Here is an 18,075-nt window from a genome sequence, read left to right as displayed (position 1 = left end):
GGCCATGCTCAGCCATTGTGATGTGGCCATCCTCGGCGGAGGTCCCGCCGGGGCTGCCGCCGCCTTGCTCTTGCGCCAGCACACGGGCCTCTCCGTGGCGCTGGTCGAGCGCTCCACCTACCAGCCGCCCCGGATTGGGGAGACGGTGTCTCCGGACAGCCGCCGCCTCCTGCAACAACTCGGAATCTGGGAGGCCTTCGTGAAGGATCAGCACCTGCCCTCGCAGGGGACGTGTTCCTGCTGGGGCAGCGCGACTCCCGGCTACAACGACTATCTCTTCTCGCCATGGGGCCCCGGTTGGCACCTGGACCGGGAACGATTCGATCGGATGCTGGCCACCGAGGCGCGTGCGCGCGGAGCGCACGTGCTCATGGATACGGAGCCCGTACGCTGGGAGCCTCACTCGCAGGGTGGCTACACCCTGCACCTGGCCACCGGAGAAACTCCTTTCACGCTCCAGGCCCGCTTCGTGGTGGACGCGACGGGGCGGCGCGCTGTCTTCGCCAGCTCCCGAGGCGCACGCAGGCACATGGCGGATCGCGCACTGGGATTCTACGGGTTCTTCCACATCCCGCCCGGGAAGACCTTCGACACGTACACCCTCGTGGAGACGTGCCGCGAGGGGTGGTGGTACTCCGCGCGGCTACCGGGAGACCGGGTCGCCGTGGGCCTGATGGGAGACGGCGAATCCCTGCGCGGCCTCAAGCAGCACGAGCCGAAGCCATGGCTCTCGTTGTTGAAGCAAACCCAGATGACACAGCAGCGGCTCGCGGGCTGTGCGTTCGCCGATGCGTCACTGCTCGCTCTGCCCGCGTCTGTCTCGCTTCTGGATCCAGTGCAGGGCCAGGACTGGATCGCCGTGGGAGACGCGGCCTGCACGTACGACCCGCTCTCCTCACAGGGAATCCTCAAGGCCCTGCGCTCCGCGGTCATGGCCACCGAGGCGCTGGAGCGAGCCGCGCGAGGCGATAGCGCGGGGCTGCACGCCTACGCCGCGCGAGTGCGCGAACAATTCCAGGAGCACCTGGCGATCCGCAGGGGCTTCTATCGCCAGGAGACGCGGTGGTCCGAGGCGCCCTTCTGGAAGAACCGTGGACGAACCGAGGTAACCGCATGAAAATACCCATGACTCGATACGTGCTGGCCATCGCCGCCCTGCTGCCCTTCACGGCCGCCGCTGATGGCTTTACGAACCCTTCCCCTGTCTACCAGCGAGGCAACCAGCTCTCCCAGCCGCTGCCGGACAATCACCCCCGCGTGAAGAACTTCCTGGACTTCTATTCGTCGCTGCTCCAGAAGCCCCTGCCCGCGGTGTCTCGCTCGCAGCTCGCACCGTTCCCCGCCCGCTACCTGGATATCGCGGACAACGGCGGCAATCCCTCCTCCGGCAACTTCAGCTCCTCTCTGGTCTGCCAGAGCTGCCATGACAGTGATTGGACGGTCACCGGCCAGAACCTGCCCAACATGACCTTCTGGGCCCAGGGCTTCCACAGCATCGACCCCTCGGTTCAGAACTCACATGATATCGCCGCCAACTGGTCGCTCTTCGGCGATTGGAGTGGCTCCATCAAGGCTCTCGCCGGCAGGGATCCTGTCTTCCTGGCTCAGGTGGAGACCACGCGCCAGCTCAACTCCTCCATCCAGCCCGTGGAGATCGACAACCTGTGCTTCCGCTGCCACTCGCCCATGGCCCAGCGCCAGGCCGAGAAGAACAACCTCAAGTTCAGCCACTCCATGCTGTACTCCACCCCTCAGGGCTCCGGGTACACCAACCCGTTCCCCAATGATCCCCTCACGCAGCCTCAGTACGCCACCTACGGCGCCCTGGCCCGGGACGGCATCTCCTGTAGTTCCTGCCACAGCATCACCCCGGACAAGCTGCCCTGGGACGGCCAGGATTACTCTCTCTTCTACGGTGATCCCAACAACAACGTGTTTGGCGCCAACCTGAGCAACCGCCTCAAGGGCATGACCGATACCGTGGTGCCGCCCCCCTTCCCCTTCAGCGCGCCCAACAACACGCGCCCGGGCAACATCGTCGGCCCGGACACCCAGCTCAACACCGCTCCCATGCAGAGCCTGGGGTTGACGCTGGCCACCGCCTCCACCCAGCCCAGCTCGGGCAACCTCACGCCTCAGAGCTACCTGCGCGACGCCACCGTGTGTGGCTCGTGCCACGCCGTCATCCTGCCCAAGGTCCCCACCACCTATGGCAAGGACCTGGCCATCCCCCCCAACTACGAGCGCCCCGCCAGCTGCGACTCCAGCCACACCACCTTCACCGGCGACTACCTCACCGACCCGTGCGTCGGCCTGGACTATGAGCAGACCACCTACTTCGAGTGGCTCAACAGCGGCTACTCCTCCGGCACCGCCACCTGCCTCACCTGCCACATGCAGGTGGCCGCGACGCACGATGACGAGGGCAACATCAAGGTGGCCCAGTACAACGCCGATCTGGCCAAGTACTACGGGAAGAACACTCAGCTCACCCCGCGTCAGTACAACCGCCACACCCTGCTGGGCATCAACCTCTTCGTCCACGAGATGTTTCAGCAGTTCTCCGACGTGCTCGGCATCCAGTTCTACAAGGACGCCAACTCCGTCGTGCCCCCGTACCTCCAGAACCAGCCGGCCTTTCCCACGTCGAACCTCGTTCCCAACCCGGGCGCCGAGGATGGAAATGCCGCCGGTTGGAGCCTGATCAACCAGTCCAACATTTCCACTAACTCCGACATCACCGCGGTGACATCGACCAACGAGTATGGGGTGCATTACGATCACGTTTATGGGAAGGGCGCTCCGCACAGCGGCCAGTACTTCTTCTCTTTTGGCGGAGTCGTCCAGATGACAGTGGATCTCTCGGCCTACGCCAGCCAGATTGATACGGGTTCGGTGAAAGCGCTCGTGGGCGGGTATGTGCGCTGCGACATCCCGACCGATTTCGATATCTGTGTGACGCCATCGCTCACCTTCCAGCCCATGGGCGGCGACAACAACGGGAATGTCAAGGGGAACCCCTTGAGCTCGTATACGTGGACGCCCGTCTCCGGCACGCTGAATCTGACCAAGGGGACTCGCTCGATCCAGATCCAGGCGACTGCGGCCTATCCCACGAGCACCCAGAACTACTTCGATGCGGTCGAAGCGTCCATGGACGACCTGTCCATCACCCTCCAGTTCCCGGACGGCACCCAGCAGTCGGTCGCGATACCGGGGAAGGGCATCCAGCAGGCCCCGCGCAACTACATCATCGCGCAGAACCTGCTCAACGCCGAGCAGTCCATCGTGGATCTGGCCCTCAACCAGGCTCAGGGACAGGCCGGAGTGGGCAAGCCCGCCGTCCAGGTGTCCCTCGACAGCGTCAAGGTGGACCCCTCGACACTCACCGCCACCGTCACCGTCACCAACAACGCGGGCCACAAGTTCCCCAGTGGAGCCCCCTTCCGCCGCGCCTTCCTCGAGCTCGAGCTGCTCGACCAGTTCGGCGGCGTGCTCTGGGCCTCCGGTCAGCCCAACGCCTACGGCGCCATCTGCAATGGTCCCTGCAACTCGGATGGCAGCAATGTCCTCGACTCCGAGTTCACCTCCGACCCCACCAAGCTCCAGCCCCACCGCCAGACCATCACCCGCCAGGATCAGGTTCAGATCTACGAGCTGCGCGCGACGGATGACCAGGGCGCGCTCACCTCGAAGGAGCTACAGATCTTCCACCCCGTCAAAGACAACCGCATCCTGCCCAAGAAGTGGGTTCCCCCGTCCGCTCGCAACGCCTCGGACACGCGCCTGGGACTCAACCTGCTGCAACTGGCCAAGCTCACGGCCCCCCGCAGCACCGTGCCCGGCTCGGAGCTGGCCAACGACACCAACTACACCAGCGTCTACAAGACGGGCTCCGACCAGATCACCTACAAGATTCCCCTGCCGGGTGACACATCAGAGACGAACGCGGTGTGGGTGCGAGTCCGGCTGAACTACCAGTCGGTGCCTCCGCCGTACCTGGCCGCGCGCTTCAACGAGGCGGCGACGCTCAACGGCGGTCAGCCTGGACCAGCCATGCAGCGGCTGATCTACATGACCAGCCGGCTGAACACGGACCTCGGCCTCAAGAATATCGCCAACCCCGCCAACTCGCGGGACCTGATGAACAACTGGACCATGGTCCTGAGTGAGGCGACCCAGCCGATCAACTACGCCCCGCCTCCGAAGTAGGCCTTTGAAAGGGAGCCGCCTCAGCGGGGGGAGCGGACACGCCAGGAGCGCACGGCCTCCGCTCCTCCAGGCGATTGAGCAGGGGGCGACCGGAGACGCCCTGGCCGCCCTCTTCCACCCCGAGGTGTCACTGAAGGACCGGGGCCTGGAAGGCGTTGCGGCAGCAGGCGTAGGACATGAAAAAAGGCCCACCTGATTCCAAGTGGGCCTCTTCTCAACTCGAGCTACAACGGACAGCCAACTACCAGGCAGCCACCAGCGAGTACTTCCCGTTGGTCGAGCCGGTGCCGCCGCTGTAGTAGATCACCTTGACATAGAGGTCGACCGACGTCGTGCCGCTGTTGGCCCGGGTCACCACGTCCACCGCGCCGGTACCCGCGGTGCTCGAGGTCAGCTTGGTGCCCGCGCTGTTGTACAGTTCCAGATCGTAGTCAGAGGTCGAGTTGGGCGTCATCGTCGCGGTCAGGGTCTTGCCCGCCGGCAGGGTGACCTTGAAGAAGTCGACATCGCTGCTCGAAGCGATCGCGGCGTTGACGGTGGTGTTGGTGGTGGAGATCACGTTGGCCGTGGCCTGGGTGTTGTTGGATTCGGTCTCGTTGATGGTCGGGCCCGGGGGGAGCGAGCTGATGATGTTTTGTGCCTGGAACTTCGCCTTGAAGGTGTCCTCGTAGGTCACATCATTCGGGAACAGGTTGTGCGCGGCGTTGACGATGGCCGTTGCCATCGCCGGCATCCTCACGCCCGAGCCCAGGCCGAAGTGCGCCTGGAGGATGATCTTGTCGACATCCGCGCGGGACTTGCCGTTGGCCATCAGGCTGGTCAGCGCCTGGAACAAGGGCGCGGACCACAGCTCGTCGGACGCGAAGGTGACGCCGCCCTCGGTGATCGACTGGTGCGCGCTATAGGTCCTGGAGCTGTTGTACTTGGCATCGGTGCGGTTCAGCGCCCGGCCGCTCCAGCAGTTGCTGTGACCGTCCCAGCTGAACACCCACTCGGGGTGATACGTGGGGCCATTCGGCGTGCTGTAGGAATACGAACCCGCCCAGTAGTCGCCAAAGCCCTCGCCCATGGCACCGGTGTCGCCACCGGACCAGCTCGTGTTGATGTTGCGCTGGATGCCATGGCCGTACTCGTGGAGGATCACGTCGGCGTCTTCGCTGTCGTTGACGCAGCCATGACCGAAGGCCAGGTAGTCCGTGCCGCTGCTGTAGCTGTAGTGCGAGTTGTCGTCACCGTTGACACCGTTGGTGTCTACATCGAACGGACGGTTGATGATGTTGGTGAACCCGAGCGACTGGATGTAGCGCTGGTTCTGATCGAGCTGGAAGTAGACGTTGGTGTCGTCGAACGCATCACTGCCACGCTTGGCAGTCCAGGCGCCGTTGGTGGTGGTGGAAGGCGCGGTGTTCGGCGCTTCGATGTCCTTGATGTTGACGTACGGGCCGGCGAGCGAATACACGCCGCCACTGAGCGTGATGTCGCGCAGCGGCTTGTTGAAATAGGCGCTATCGAAGGCGGACGCGGCCGAGGTGTCCGTCAGGCTGTCGTCGTTCAGCGTGGTTCGCGGATCCGGATCGAACACGAAGCCGGAGCCGTTGATGCCGGAGGGCGCGAGCGAAGTCACCGGCTGGGCCAGGCGCTTCTGCCGCTCGATGGCGGCCGTCTCGGCCTTGCGATCCAGAGGCGAGCCGAGTGCCAGCTGGCGAGCGGCGAGGGTCCGCTCTTCGAACTTGCCGTTGCGCGGCATGGACGTGGAGTAGGAGTCGATCAGGCTGCCATCCTGGGCGTTGATGTATTGCACGAAGCCGCCGGTAGGCATCTGCGCCGAGATGGACACCTTGTACGAGAGCTGGAAGCCGTCCTTGACGGGGACCCAGACCTGCTCGCTCTTGGGCAGGTCGACGAGGGGATTCTGGACCCTCATGTTGGTCCAGGCGCGATCGAGGGCGGACTCGCTGGAGAGCTGCGCCTTCAGATGCAGTTGGTTGACCGCCGCCTCCTCCATGTCCTCGCTGACATGCCGGCTCGTGTTGTAGATCTGCAGCAGCTGGCCGTCCTTGCCGAGCGAGACGACGATCTCCGCGCCATCAACGGGCAGATCCAGCAGCGTCTGCTGGTAGTGGTAGTGCTTGCCGAGCAGGGACTCCTTCACCTGGACCAGGACCAGATTCTCGAGGCTGGCGGGCAGGCCGAAGCGCTCTGCGTTGTCGCGCAAGGCCTGCTCTGGAGAGGTGGCCCGCGATCCTGAATACACAGTCAGGTTGTCTGTGGTGACGCTCTTGGCCAGGGCTGGGGCTGGGGCCGGGGCTGCTTCGGCGGTTCCAAGAGTGAGAGAGAGGGCCAGAATATGAAGACCAGGGCGTTGCATATGCCTCCGTGGGGGATGAACGGGGTGACACTATTTGATTTGGTTCAAGCCTCGCGAAAACAGAAAAATCTGTCAATCACTGTCTGAACTGAGGGTTTCTCTGCGGGTCTCAGCGAGCCCTGGCGGCGCACGTGGGCTCAGGGACAACAGCCCTCTTAGGAGGGGCCCTTGTCTCCCTTTCTCAGTTTCCGAGGTCAGGGGGGGTTGATCCGCTCGTACGCGAAGGAGGCCCTGCCCTCCTCGCTCCAGAGGGCCCTGGGCGAGGCGCAGGCGCGGACTGGCTCCCGTGCGGCCGGAGCCCACCCTGTCCCACGCGGCGGACCTGTTACGCATGGTGGGCGGTGAGTTCCAGCCCGAGCGCGCCTCCGGGCTCGTGGACATGCTCGAGGCCATTGGCCAGCCGGAGCGGGCCGCCGCGTGGCTCGAGGCGGAGCTGCGCGCCGGGCGCCGCATCATGGGCATGGGCCATCGCATCTACCGGGTGCGAGACCCTCGCGCGAGCCGGTCGCCCAATCGCTCGACACGCGCCGCCAGCTCGCGGCGACCGCTCGCCCGCGCAAGGCAGTGGTGCGCCTGGAGCGCGACGTGCAGGCCTCCTTGGGAGGCCTCCTTCACCGTCCAGGGCATGTCGCAAGGCCCTCCTGGCCGGCCGCATCGAGGATGGCGGCCCGGGCCTCCTCCTTCATCCGCCCCCCGGACGTCTGGGAGTCAACACCGGAGGGACGCGACGGCGGGTTCGATTCCCGCCGCTTCCAGCCGTGCAGCCCCCTTTGGGCACACGCCGGCCCATGCGGCGCAGCAGGGGCGTGGGTTTTCTGGGGCACTGCGACGGCTTACGGAGTGGGCCTCCGCCCAGACCTCGAGCTCCTGGCGGGTCGAGAATGAACGCTCGTCAGGGACGGCATGACGGGTCGCCGACTCCAACAGCGTCGAGCATCGGACGCATCGCGGCGCTCCGGCACACCGGCGACCTTCCGCTTCTTATGATTGAGAAGGAAGGGGCACCGCCCTGAGGTCCCTGGAGGTCGAGCCATCCACACCCGCTCAGAGGTCAAAGGAGCTCTCCCGCCGCTTCGGCAGCCCCGGAGCGAGAAAGCACGGTCCCCGAACACCCTCTTCCTAGTGTCCACGGACCTCCGTCGTCAGCTCGAAGGTGGAATCGAAACGCTGGAGCTTGCTCACGCGCGCTACGTCCTCCTGGAGAAGGCCCTGTGCGAGAAGCACTGGCAAGAGGCGGTGCAGGAGCGGTGGGACAGCCTGGGGGAGCTGATCCTCCAGGAGCCCGAGTGTGAGGAGGCCCTGGCCCGCCTCCTCCATCGGGCCAAGGTGGAGCGGTGGCGCGAGACGGAGCCCACACACGCGCGAGTCCGGGAACTGGAGTTGCTCCGGACCCGGCTGGAAGCACTCACGCGCAGGCGTCTTTGCATGCCAGCGAGGTCGACGGCCCGCCTCGGGGAGGTGCTCGCCCGGCTCCATCAATTGCTGGCCCGGACGCTTGCTCCCCCTGTCTCCTCCGAGGAGCTGCTGCTGCATCAAGGCGCTTTCAAGTTGGACACGACGGCGACACTGCTGCTCCTGCCGTTGCTCTGCTTCCTGCCCATGCTCCTCGTCTTCTGCACGGGCTTCGTCGCGTCAGGGGGTCTGTGGCTCACCCTGAGCCAACTGGTGTGTTCCCTGATGATTCCGTTCCTTCCTTTCGTCTGCCAGATGCTCCAGCGCCATCTTTCCGGGAGGTTCTGGCTCACCCAGAAGCGACTGGTCTGGCAGCCCACGGGGAGAGACGCCATCCACATTCCCCTCCACGCCATCTGCCCTGGCGGCGTCCATCTCCGCTTCTCCGGAAGTGTGGAGGTGCGCCTGGTGGATGGGCGCCAGCTCCGCCTCGACTTCATCCGGGGCGCGAAACAGCTCGTTGCCCTGCTGGAGAGGTACGGCCCGGCCTCGCGGCCTGTCGCGTCTCGCGCGGGCACTCGACCGCGTACTCGCCGTAACAGTTCCACTCGCTCCCGTGCAGTAGAGCGGCGCGCCCATCCCTTCGGAGGAACGAAATGAGCCGATTCATCTGGTACGACCTGCTGTGCTCCGACCTCGCCGGTGCGAAGGCCTTCTATTCGGACATCATCGGCTGGAAGACCGAGAAATTTCCGGGCGGCGACTACGAGCTCCTGAAGGCCGGCGACCGGGGAGTCGGGGGCGTCATGGCGCTGCCTGACGAAATGAAGCGCGCTGGCGTTCCGCAGCACTGGATGGGCTACGTCCACGTCGACGACGTCGATGCCATCGCCCAGCAGGCGCGGAAGATGGGCGGCAAGGTCATGTCGCCTCCCTCCGACATCCCCACCGTCGGCCGCTACGCCGTCCTCGCGGATCCGCAGGGCGCCGTGTTCGCCATCTTCAAGCCGCAGCCCCGCGAAGGCGAGCAGCAACTCGCTCCTCGCGAGATGCTCGGCAACTTCAGCTGGGCCGAGCTCAACACCACCGATTGGCAGAGCGCCTGGAAGTTCTACTCCGCTCTCTTCGGCTGGAAGGCCACCTCGTCTATGAACATGGGCCCCGAGCTCGGCGAGTACTTCATGTTCGGCACCGACCCCAAGCAGTCGATGGGCGGGATGTCGAACGCCGCCAACATGATGAAGGCCCCCGCTCACTGGCTGCACTACATCAACGTGAAGAACGCCGACGAGACCGCCAGGCGCATCCCGGAAAAGGGCGGAAAGGTGCTCAACGGCCCGATGGACGTCCCCGGCGGAGACCGCATCGCCCAGTGCATGGATCCGCAGGGCGGTGTGTTCGCCATCTATTCGGCGGGCAAGCGCGCGTAGGGAGGGCTTCCTGTCCCGCGGTCACGGGCCGGCCACGCGGCTTCACGCCGTGTGGGCCATGGGCTCGGCGCGCACGTTCCGAGAGCCCAGCGGCGGCACTGCTGCCATCAGGTCGCGCAGCCGCTGGGCCCGGAAGCCGGCCACCTCCGCGTCCAGCTCGGGAACGTCAAAGCCATACTCGGAGCCCCTGGAGCTGGAGCCCCCTAAGGGCGGGCGCATCCTCTACTGCTTCATTCGCATCGTGGTTGCTCCTCTCGAGCTCGGGCCCTTCGCGCGGGCGAACGCAGCCAGTGCTCCCGCGCGCACAGAGGGCTGCTACACCTCAGTCATTTCCGCGCTGGAGCCCTTGTCGTTCAAACCCCTTGAACCAGGTTCCCTGCGACACGAGGGTGCCCTGGTCGCCTTCCGCCAGGAGGCCATGCACGTTGGGGAGAACCCTGAACTCCTCGCGACTGCCGTCCGGGAACTCGAACGTCACGAAGTAGACGGTGGTGCCCCAGTCGCGCGTGGCAGAGACTTGCTCTCGCTTGGCGACGACGCGCCCCGGCCGCGAGAGGACGGGGCTGCGGAGGTTCCGGACTATCGGCATCCATCTGAAGTAGGCCAACAGGCAAAACAGCAAGACCAAGACGAACATGAAATACAAGCAGCTCATGAGTCCCCCACGGTCTACTGCTGCGCGGCCTAGGGTGAGGCGCGCACCTGGCCCTCATCACCGATGAGGACCGCCCCCCGGAGCTCCCGTCAGCAGGTGACGAGAAGCGGGCCTACGTGATGGCGCGTCGACCGTAGCACCCCCCGAGGCGGGGGCGGCGCCGGGTTGAGGGCCGCTGTCGGGGAGCGGACGGGGCCCCTGGCACGAGGGCGGCGTACCCGGACGGAAGTCCTACGGAAAGCGTGCGGGCTTCGCCCTCGATGCGCCATCGACAGGCGGCTCGAGCCCGGCCTGGAGTGTTTGCTCCGCGGCCTTCCTGCCCGTTTCCCCGTTTGCTCCCGGAGTGAGCGGGGTTTACCACAGGCCTTCTATTCGCCCTATGCGTCTTACCGCGTCAGCAGGCGCTCGAGCCACGCTTCCCTCGCAGCAATGCAGGAGCGCGCGAGCTCGGAGTTCGGAGCGATGGCGTAGAAGCCGTGGAAGGCACCTCCCCACACGTGGAGCTCCGCGTCTCCGCCGGCTGCCCAGATGGCGCTCGCATACGCGACCGCCTCGTCACGGAACACCTCGGCGGCCCCTGCGTCGATGAACGTCGGCGGCAGGCCACCCAGCTCCGTGGCTCGAGCGGGCGCCGCGTAGATGGAGACATCGTCGGTCCCTCGGCGATCACCGAGTACCGCCGTCCACGCCGTCAAGTTGCTTGTCCGATCCCAGACCCCCACCCCATGGTATTGGTAGGACGAGATCGTCTCGTTGCGGTCATCGAGCATCGGGCACTGAAGGATCTGGCCGATGAGCTTCGGCCCCTTGCGATCTCTCGCCAGGAGAGTGGTTCCTGCGGACAGCCCACCTCCACCACTCCCCCCGAAGATCACCAGACGCTCGGGATCGAAGCGGAGCTCCTCGGCATGCGAGTCCATCCACTGGAGCCCGGCGTAGCAGTCCTCGACCGGGATGGGATCCGGCGACTCCGGCGCGAGTCGGTATTCGACCGTGACGCACACGGCGTCGTGTTTCATCGCCCAGTCGACCAGGACAGACGCCTCGGCGAACCGATTGGCCATGACCATCCCGCCTCCATGGATGTGGTAGATGCCGGGACCCGGCTTCACGTGGTCCTTTCGAGAGATCACCGACACCTGGATCTCGAACCCGCCATACCCTGGGATCGTGTAGTCCACGCATTGCACGGGGCGGTCGCCGATCTGATCGGCGAGTGAGGGCATCGGCATCTCGCGGAACTCGTTGATCCGGTCGGTCGTCATGTTGACCGGCACGTAGCCCTCCAGGCGAGGCAGGAGCTCGGCGAGCTTCAGATCGAACGGCGGGCGCTGGAGCTTCGACTTGTCTTGCATGGACTTCACCTCTGGGTGTTCGAACTTCGATGGATGAGACAGCGGCTCTTCGTTGCAGCAGCTGGAGCCCCCTCGTGGGCAGCCGCGGAGTCCACGGGGGCTGACGTCACCTGGCGGTCGTGGGCGCGGACAGGGCCGTACGCGCATGGAGCTGGCCGCATGCGGCATCGATGGACGAACCGAATTGCTGTCTGCGCGTCGCATGAACCCCGCTGGCCTGGAGCTGCGCCACGAACCCGGTCACGTGCTCCAACGTCGGCGCTCGGTAGGAGGGAGCCGCGCCGAAGGCGTCGTTGTATCGAATGACGCTGACGTGAAAGAGCTCCGGACGTGAGCGAGCCTTGACAAGCCGGGCGAGCGCCTTCAGGTGGTCGACGGAGTCGTTGACGCCTGCGATGAGCAGGTACGCCAGATAGATTTTTCGACGCACGTCGACCACGTGCTTGTCGAGTATCGAGAGGTTCTCCTCCAGGGAGTAGCGGCGTTCGAGCGGAATGAGCTCCGCGCGCTGCGCTGCGAATGGCGAGTGGACAGACAGGGTGAGCGTGACCTGGGGATGCTCGCGCGTGAGCCGCTCCAGGTTGGGTGCGACCCCCACGGTCGAGACAGTGATGCGTCTCGGTGAAAGACCGCCGAACCCCTCGCTCGTGAGCACCTGCAGCGCGGTGAAGACACTCGGGTTCGCCAATGCCTCACCCATGCCCATGAAGGCGACGCTATCGGGCACCGTCGACGCCTCCGTCCTCCAGCGCCGGTGAACGACCTGTGCGCAGATCTCGTCGGAGCTCAGATTCCGCACGAAGCCCAGGGCGCCCGTGGCGCAGAAGGTGCAGCCGAGCCCGCATCCCGCCTGGGAGGACACACAGACCGACGACCACCCGGCGCGATAACGCGAGTGCACCGTCTCGAGTCGCGCACCTGCTTGCGTTTCGAACAGGACCTTCTCGACCTGCTCCTCGGATTGCACAGACATGATCCTGAGGGGCAGGATCGTCCGGCCGAAGTGAGCGCTCAGCTCCTGCCGCAGGGGCTCGGGCAGCTCTCGCACCTCGTCGAAGCTCTCGGCTCCCTGTTGCAAGGCGAGGACGAGCTGGCGGAACCGGTACGAGGGGACGCCTGTCCTCGCCAGGTGCTCATGGATGTTTGCCAGGATCGTCCCGGACGGCGGGCTCGGCAGCACATTGACGCGTGAGGCAGGGTGCTTGACATTTCGATGTGCTCTTGAACTCGATTGACTCGGCATTGATGGATTCCTCTGGGTGGAGGTCGTGGACTCGAGCGCGCCGTCGCCAGACAGAGGGCGTGCAGAGTCGGCGCGATCGCAGCGAGGCCGCCCCCGGGCAGAAGGCAGCAACGGACGTGGCCGATGCACGCATCCCCGAAGGAACAGGGTGCTCGAGGTTGAAGACAGACGGATGGCGTCAGCGGCTCGTCGTGGACGACTGGACGAAGGCCTCTGCCTCCCCGACACGTTCGACTCCGGGTCGAGGCAGGCCGGGCTAGCGCCCCGACCGCGGGCTCAGCCCGCTCGCACGAACCCGGAGCGCGTGATCACACGGGAGGTCCAGCGCCTCGCGGACGCACGCGTGAAGGACGCCTGCTCGGCGAGCAAAACCCAAGGCCCAGGGTGTGGGAGGACAGCGACGACATGCGGGAACTCCGGAATCCGGTTCCGGGCGCGAAAGTGGAGCACACGGAAAGAAGGAACTGCTCAGGGCCGAGGATTCAGGAGTTCAGGCGCAATGGTCCTCCAAGGAGAAAATCGACTGCGCCATCGTAAGAACGAGACGCAGAGCGCGCAAGAGATTCTTCAATTGCTCGAGGACGACAGCACGCCTGCCCGCTATGCAGCATGCGTCGACCTCAACTCCCGCTCCGCTCCTGAGCATAGGCGGCATGGGAGCGCTGTTGCGGGCGAGGGCGGAGGTAGGTGGTCGTCCAGGAGGGCCCGCGCGACACGACTACACCACCTTCACGCCCGCGCCCCACCACGAGAAGTCCGTCCAGGCCATGCTCGACCAAGTCATCGCCTGGGGTGGGGCGTTGAAGCCGCTGCGCAAGAAGTGACGCGGCCGTCCGTCATTCCCATTCGTATTGCAGGTCGAGGATCTTCCCCGCGGAGTCCAGGCGAAAGGTCCACTTCAGCGAGACATCCGTTCCATACACCGCGCGATAGACGCGCTTGCGCGAGTCTCCGTCCTTCCGTTCCTCGAGCAGCGTCACCCGGTGGAGGGGGGGCAGGAGCGCGTTGCCCGGGGTTCCGAAGCCCTGGAGGATGGGCAGCAGCTCCTGCTGGGCGCTCGGCGCGAAGGCGGCGGCGTCGAGCGTGCCGTTGAACAGGCCTTCCATGGTTCCGCGGTGCACCGCCGTCAGAGCCGACTCCGCGTCCGGAATACCAGGTGCGTCCAGCTCCGGCAGTGGCGGCAGGTAGTGGCTCGCGACGACGGGCGCCAGCATGGGCTGCAGCCCCTGCGCGTTCGTCAGGACGATGACCGTCAGCTTCTTCTCCGGAACGCGCAGCACGTCCCCCAACGCACCGCCCCCGGAATGCCCGAACATCTTCAATCCCCGCAGCGTGCCGTGGGTGAAGGCCACGCCGAAGTCGCCCTCGCGGCCGTCGTTCAGCTTGAAGGGCGTGGCGGCCGCCCGCTGCGACTCGGGGCTCAGCAGCGTGCCCTCGTCCATGGCCACGGCCCAGCGGGCGAGGTCCTTCACGCAGGAGAATGCTCCGCCCGCGGAATAGGTGTGTGGGGGGTAGAGGAACCAGGCGCGATGCGGCGCTCCGTCCACGTAACGGTAGGTGGTGGCTCGGCGCGGGATGACATCGGCGATGCGCACCGGCCCCTGCTGCCGCGCGTGCTCGAAGCGCGTGCACGTGAAGCCGAGCGGCTCGAAGAGGCGGCTGCGCAGCAGCTCCTCGAAACCCTGGCCCGTCACTTTCTCCAGCACATGGGTGAGCACGACGAAATCCGTGAGGCCATACGCGCTGCGCTCGCCGGGCGTGTAGTCCAGGGGTTCCTTCCGGGCGGCTTCGTACCGCTCGGCGACCGAGGCGTTGCTGCTCGTCTGCTCGGCGGAGCCTTCCTTCAAGCCCGACTTCACGCCCGACGTGTGGGCGGCGAGGTGCCGCACGGTGATGCCCTTCCACGTCTCGGGTGCGTCGGGCAGGTACTTCGAGAGCGGCTCGTCCAGGCCGAGCTTCCCCTCCTGCACCAGCAGCATCACCAGCGTGCCGGTGAAGACCTTGGTGGCGGAGGCGATCTGGAACGCGGTGTCCGGTTCACTCTTCGCCCCGTCTTCCAGGTCCGCGAGGCCATACGTGGAGAGCGTCTCGAGGTGTCCGTCGCGGACGACGGCCACGGCCGCGCCGGGGACATGGTTCTTCTCCAGGACGGCCTGGATATAGGCGTCGGTGGAGCGCGCGGCGTAGGGGGTCGCACAGCCCACGGAGAGCAGGAGGGCGGGGAGGAGGAGGGCATGGGAGCTTGAGCGCATGCTGCCCCGGCTAGCAGTTGCGGACAGGCTTGTCGACAGGACCTTGCCAGCGGGCCTCCAGGTGCGGGAGCCACGCAGCGCATCCGCACCGGCCAACGCATCCGCGTGGATGGCACTCGCGGCTTCGTGGAGCTCCTGCAAGGAAAAACACAAAGTCGCCAGCAGGCGATGCACCGCCCGCTGACGACTCGAGTCGACCGCGAGTTCGTCTAGCGTCTCCTACAGCTCCAGCGGGAAGGGGTAGAAACGGGGACGAGGGCCGCCGGGGGGGAAGCCAGAGCCGGGGTAGGCGCGGGAGCAACCACCACCGCCACGAATGTTCGTCTTGATCTTCATGTGCTTGCTCCTTGCTCGAACTGCGTTCAACCTTGCAGAGTGCGGGTCAGGCGTTTGTGATTTCAATTCGAGTCATATCCGCCGTATTTTCAACGGTGATGCCCAGCTCATCCCGGAGCACGTCCATCAAATAGGGCAGCACGCGGATGAGACCGACGCGCAGATCATGATGAATCGCAAGATCCGCGCCGGTGAACCTTCGATCCGGGTGGGGGCGCTGGAGCAACGCATTGACCTGGCGCTGAACGGTTTCCAAGGCGCGAAGCGCTGAGCGCTCGATGGCCAGGAACTCCGCTACGGCATCCGCCACGGTGTCGAGCGCGTCCCTCTGGGCTCCCGAGGGGGAACCCGCGCGCGAGCGGATCAACTCCCGGAGCCGCAGGCGGGCCTTCGCATCCACCTCATCCCTCGCGGGGGTGAAGGCATCCCGTAGGTGATGCAACGCGTCCTCCCGGAAACCCCTCAGGCCGCGCTGAGCGCACTCGTATACCTCGGCGCGGCGGGCCTCGATCCAGTCCCGGCGATCGGACTCGTGCAAGCGATTGGACAGGATGAGCTCCCAATCGCGCTCGACATGGGCGCGCAGCCGACCCAGGACGCCATCCGGCTCATCCTCCACCTCGAGCAGCGCCCCGCGAATCGCTTCGTAGGCGGGGCCCATGTAGCTCCACAGGTTGAACTGGAGAACATAGAGCTGGAGCCCGAGCAGCCCGTAATCCACCGCCGCGGGGATCTCGGCCCCCCACCCCGCCATGGGCGCGGGAGCACCCGCCATGGGCTTGCCATCCAGCAGCGTCGCCAGGAACTCATCCACCAGGTGCGGGGGACCAGCGCAGACACCTCGGGTCGAGAGAAACAGGTTGGTCTGTTCCGTGATGCGGTGCAGCTCGGCCGCCGTCATGGGCGAGTCGTACGTCGCCCCCAGCTCCGGGACGAGGAGCATGTTGGACATCACCATCCGCACGCCGTCCGTCACCCGGAACATGGAGGACAGCACGGGATCCAACGCACCGTTGGGGACGGGCTCGTTCCCCCGCATCAGCAGCAGGGTTGGCAGGGCCAGCACCAAACAGGACACGGCATGAACATCCCCCACCCGCCAGCGCCCGTCCGGGAGCAGGGGATAACGGCGCAGGAATTCCTCGCGAACCGCGAGCACCCCCTGCAACACGGGCTTCCAGTGCCGCGTCATCGACCTGAGCGCCGTCACGTTCATCATCGCATCGTCCCGATAGCGGCTGCCCGGATAGGGGCACGAGCGCCAGTCCGTCGGTAGATTCATGCGCATGGCATCGGGGAAGACGTTCATCTCCCCGACGTGGCGGCCCTCCGCGTCGAGCGCCGGGTGTGCGACGCGATGCAGCGGGAGCACCGATTCGAGGAAGCCCAGTTCCAGCGGCCGCCCCGTCAACCTCTCCATGACCTTCGGGCAGTCCGGGTTCCACCACAGGGGCTCGGTGGGCGCCTGGCGCCGGGCCTCTGACTCCAGGAATCTCCAATGCTGGTCACTCCCGGCAGGAGGCTTCGGTGGCTCGCGCGAGAGGATATCCTCGGCCAACAGGGCCTCGATCAGCTCCCTCACTCGCTCCCAGGAGTAGGGCTCACCCGAGCTCCAGGTGGTGGCGCTGCCCGCCATGAACTGGTCCTGCTTGATCAGCGTCTCGCCGAAGGAGAACAGCTCCGGCTCATCGAACGTGATCTCCTTGACTCCGAAATGGAGGCGCAACTCCCGGGTGCCCTCGGGGGTGGTCGCGTACTCGCTCATGAAGCGACGCCGCATGGGCAGGTACAGCGTCTCATGGGGATCAACCGGCACAGCTTCCTGACTCATGCGGGGGCTCCTCGGAGCAGATCCGGGATGTTCAGGCGCGGAGGGGCTGCTCCAAACGGGGTACGGCCGCCAGCGGCCAGCGCTCGGGCCGCTGGCGGCTCGAATCAGATGTCAGACACGCGTTCTTCTGACTCACAGCGGGTAGGCGCGGCAGTTGCCCGTGTAGGGGAGGGGATCATTACCATTCCTGATGAAGAGACCACCACGAATGCTCGTCTTGATTTTCATGTGCTTGCTCCTCGTTGCTGCTGCGTTCATAGAAACTGAGTACAGGGAAAAATGCCTGTGATTCGAGTTCGCGCCTTCTCCGGTGAGCCTGTCTGGAGATCGAGCCGGCCGCGCTCCTCAGAGTGCCGGAGCCGCTGACGAAACCGGCGAGCTTGAAAGCATTTTCCCCCGCACCTGACACGCCCTGGTGCGCGGGCGGGGGCGGCCGGTGCTCTGGCTCTTGCCGGTGGGGCTGATCGCGCTCTGGGGGCTCTGGTTCTTCCGGGCACACGTCACCGTCTATGAGCGCAGCGCGCAGGCGCGTCTGGAGCTTCACCGCTCCGTGCATGCGGGGGACGTGCTTGTCGAGCTGGAACATGAGCAGGAGGAGCGCCAGATCGCGGAGGCGCAGCTTCAGGGGATGGGGCCGCAGCTCGAGGCCGCGCGCGCGGAGCTCGAGGCCGCGCAGCGCGGGCTGGTGGAGCAGAAGGGCCAGGGGGGTCGCGGGCGTGGTGGAGGAGGCGCGGGCCCGGCTCGCCGAGGCTCAGGCGGTGACGCAGCGCACCAAGGAGGACGAGGCCTCCACCGAGCGGCTCTTTCAACGGGGAGTGGTGAGCAGGATGGAGTGGAGCAGGAGCCAGACGGAGCTGGAGCGGTCCCTGGCCGCGGAGGAGGCCGCGCGTGCTGCGCTGGCGCGTGTGAGATTCGAGGGAGCGACGCAGTCCACCGAGCGGCGTACCCGCATCGCCGCGCTGCAGGGGAGATTGCCCGCCTGAAGGCCGAGGAGAGTGTCA

General features: G+C 65.9%; 14 protein-coding genes and 1 pseudogene. 7 read left to right on the top strand and 8 right to left on the bottom strand.

Annotated features, from left to right (window positions below; genetic code table 11):
• Positions 1 to 4 precede the first annotated feature (4 nt).
• Both DAT35_RS29300 and DAT35_RS29295 read left to right on the top strand, forming a co-directional pair.
• Positions 5 to 1,117, top strand: coding sequence for an NAD(P)/FAD-dependent oxidoreductase (locus DAT35_RS29300; protein WP_108071099.1), 1,113 nt, complete (start codon positions 5 to 7; stop codon positions 1,115 to 1,117).
• An 8-nt stretch (positions 1,118 to 1,125) separates the two neighbouring features.
• Entirely contained in the window at positions 1,126 to 4,212 is a 3,087-nt protein-coding gene (locus DAT35_RS29295; RefSeq protein WP_108071097.1) for a hypothetical protein, read from the top strand.
• Between the two features lie 241 nt (positions 4,213 to 4,453).
• On the opposite strand, the gene DAT35_RS29290 is transcribed toward DAT35_RS29295, so the two are convergent.
• Positions 4,454 to 6,427 carry a hypothetical protein gene (locus DAT35_RS29290; protein ID WP_199243032.1) on the bottom strand — a complete coding sequence of 658 codons (1,974 nt, stop codon included), beginning with the start codon at positions 6,425 to 6,427 and terminating at the stop codon, positions 4,454 to 4,456.
• A gap of 484 nt (positions 6,428 to 6,911) precedes the next feature.
• Between DAT35_RS29290 and DAT35_RS62455 the strand changes: the two are divergent.
• Positions 6,912 to 7,022 (top strand): annotated as a pseudogene (locus DAT35_RS62455) (hypothetical protein); the annotation flags it as partial.
• A 32-nt stretch (positions 7,023 to 7,054) separates the two neighbouring features.
• Here DAT35_RS62455 and DAT35_RS60050 read toward each other — a convergent pair.
• Positions 7,055 to 7,207: a hypothetical protein gene (locus DAT35_RS60050; RefSeq protein ID WP_199243031.1), complete on the bottom strand. Its 153-nt coding sequence runs from the start codon at positions 7,205 to 7,207 to the stop codon at positions 7,055 to 7,057.
• Between the two features lie 495 nt (positions 7,208 to 7,702).
• Between DAT35_RS60050 and DAT35_RS29280 the strand changes: the two genes are divergently transcribed.
• The gene (locus tag DAT35_RS29280) at positions 7,703 to 8,632 is read left to right on the top strand and encodes a hypothetical protein (protein WP_108071093.1); all 930 of its coding nucleotides are present in this window, start codon (positions 7,703 to 7,705) and stop codon (positions 8,630 to 8,632) included.
• Positions 8,629 to 9,402: a VOC family protein gene (locus DAT35_RS29275; protein WP_108071091.1), complete on the top strand. Its 774-nt coding sequence runs from the start codon at positions 8,629 to 8,631 to the stop codon at positions 9,400 to 9,402. Before DAT35_RS29280 ends, DAT35_RS29275 begins: the two co-directional genes overlap by 4 nt.
• 42 nt (positions 9,403 to 9,444) lie before the next feature.
• Here the strand turns inward: DAT35_RS29275 and DAT35_RS59160 are convergent, their stop codons facing one another.
• From DAT35_RS59160 to DAT35_RS29260, 4 genes are all read right to left on the bottom strand, one after another.
• Positions 9,445 to 9,621 carry a hypothetical protein gene (locus DAT35_RS59160; protein WP_158501923.1) on the bottom strand — a complete coding sequence of 59 codons (177 nt, stop codon included), beginning with the start codon at positions 9,619 to 9,621 and terminating at the stop codon, positions 9,445 to 9,447.
• Between the two features lie 103 nt (positions 9,622 to 9,724).
• Positions 9,725 to 10,039: a DUF2500 domain-containing protein gene (locus DAT35_RS29270; RefSeq protein ID WP_158501922.1), complete on the bottom strand. Its 315-nt coding sequence runs from the start codon at positions 10,037 to 10,039 to the stop codon at positions 9,725 to 9,727.
• Positions 10,040 to 10,443: 404 nt separating this feature from the next.
• Positions 10,444 to 11,412, bottom strand: coding sequence for an alpha/beta hydrolase (locus DAT35_RS29265; protein ID WP_108071549.1), 969 nt, complete (start codon positions 11,410 to 11,412; stop codon positions 10,444 to 10,446).
• Positions 11,413 to 11,518: 106 nt separating this feature from the next.
• A complete protein-coding gene (locus DAT35_RS29260) occupies positions 11,519 to 12,592 on the bottom strand; it encodes a radical SAM protein (protein WP_199243030.1) in 1,074 nt (357 codons plus the stop codon).
• Positions 12,593 to 13,308: 716 nt separating this feature from the next.
• Here DAT35_RS29260 and DAT35_RS61010 point away from each other — a divergent pair.
• Positions 13,309 to 13,479, top strand: coding sequence for a hypothetical protein (locus tag DAT35_RS61010; protein WP_233261780.1), 171 nt, complete (start codon positions 13,309 to 13,311; stop codon positions 13,477 to 13,479).
• 12 nt (positions 13,480 to 13,491) lie between these two features.
• Here the strand turns inward: DAT35_RS61010 and DAT35_RS29250 are convergent, their stop codons facing one another.
• Positions 13,492 to 14,907 (bottom strand): serine hydrolase, encoded by a 1,416-nt coding sequence (locus DAT35_RS29250; RefSeq protein WP_108071085.1) that lies wholly within the window; start codon positions 14,905 to 14,907, stop codon positions 13,492 to 13,494.
• A gap of 382 nt (positions 14,908 to 15,289) precedes the next feature.
• The gene (locus DAT35_RS29245) at positions 15,290 to 17,074 is read right to left on the bottom strand and encodes a hypothetical protein (protein ID WP_108071083.1); all 1,785 of its coding nucleotides are present in this window, start codon (positions 17,072 to 17,074) and stop codon (positions 15,290 to 15,292) included.
• 716 nt (positions 17,075 to 17,790) lie between these two features.
• Here DAT35_RS29245 and DAT35_RS29240 point away from each other — a divergent pair.
• Entirely contained in the window at positions 17,791 to 18,057 is a 267-nt protein-coding gene (locus DAT35_RS29240; RefSeq protein ID WP_108071081.1) for a hypothetical protein, read from the top strand.
• Positions 18,058 to 18,075: the final 18 nt, after the last annotated feature.

The sequence above is a fragment of the Vitiosangium sp. GDMCC 1.1324 genome (assembly GCF_003044305.1).
GTDB lineage: Bacteria > Myxococcota > Myxococcia > Myxococcales > Myxococcaceae > Archangium.
Note: the sequence above shows the minus strand (reverse complement) of the source record. Positions and strands in the feature narration are given on the sequence as shown.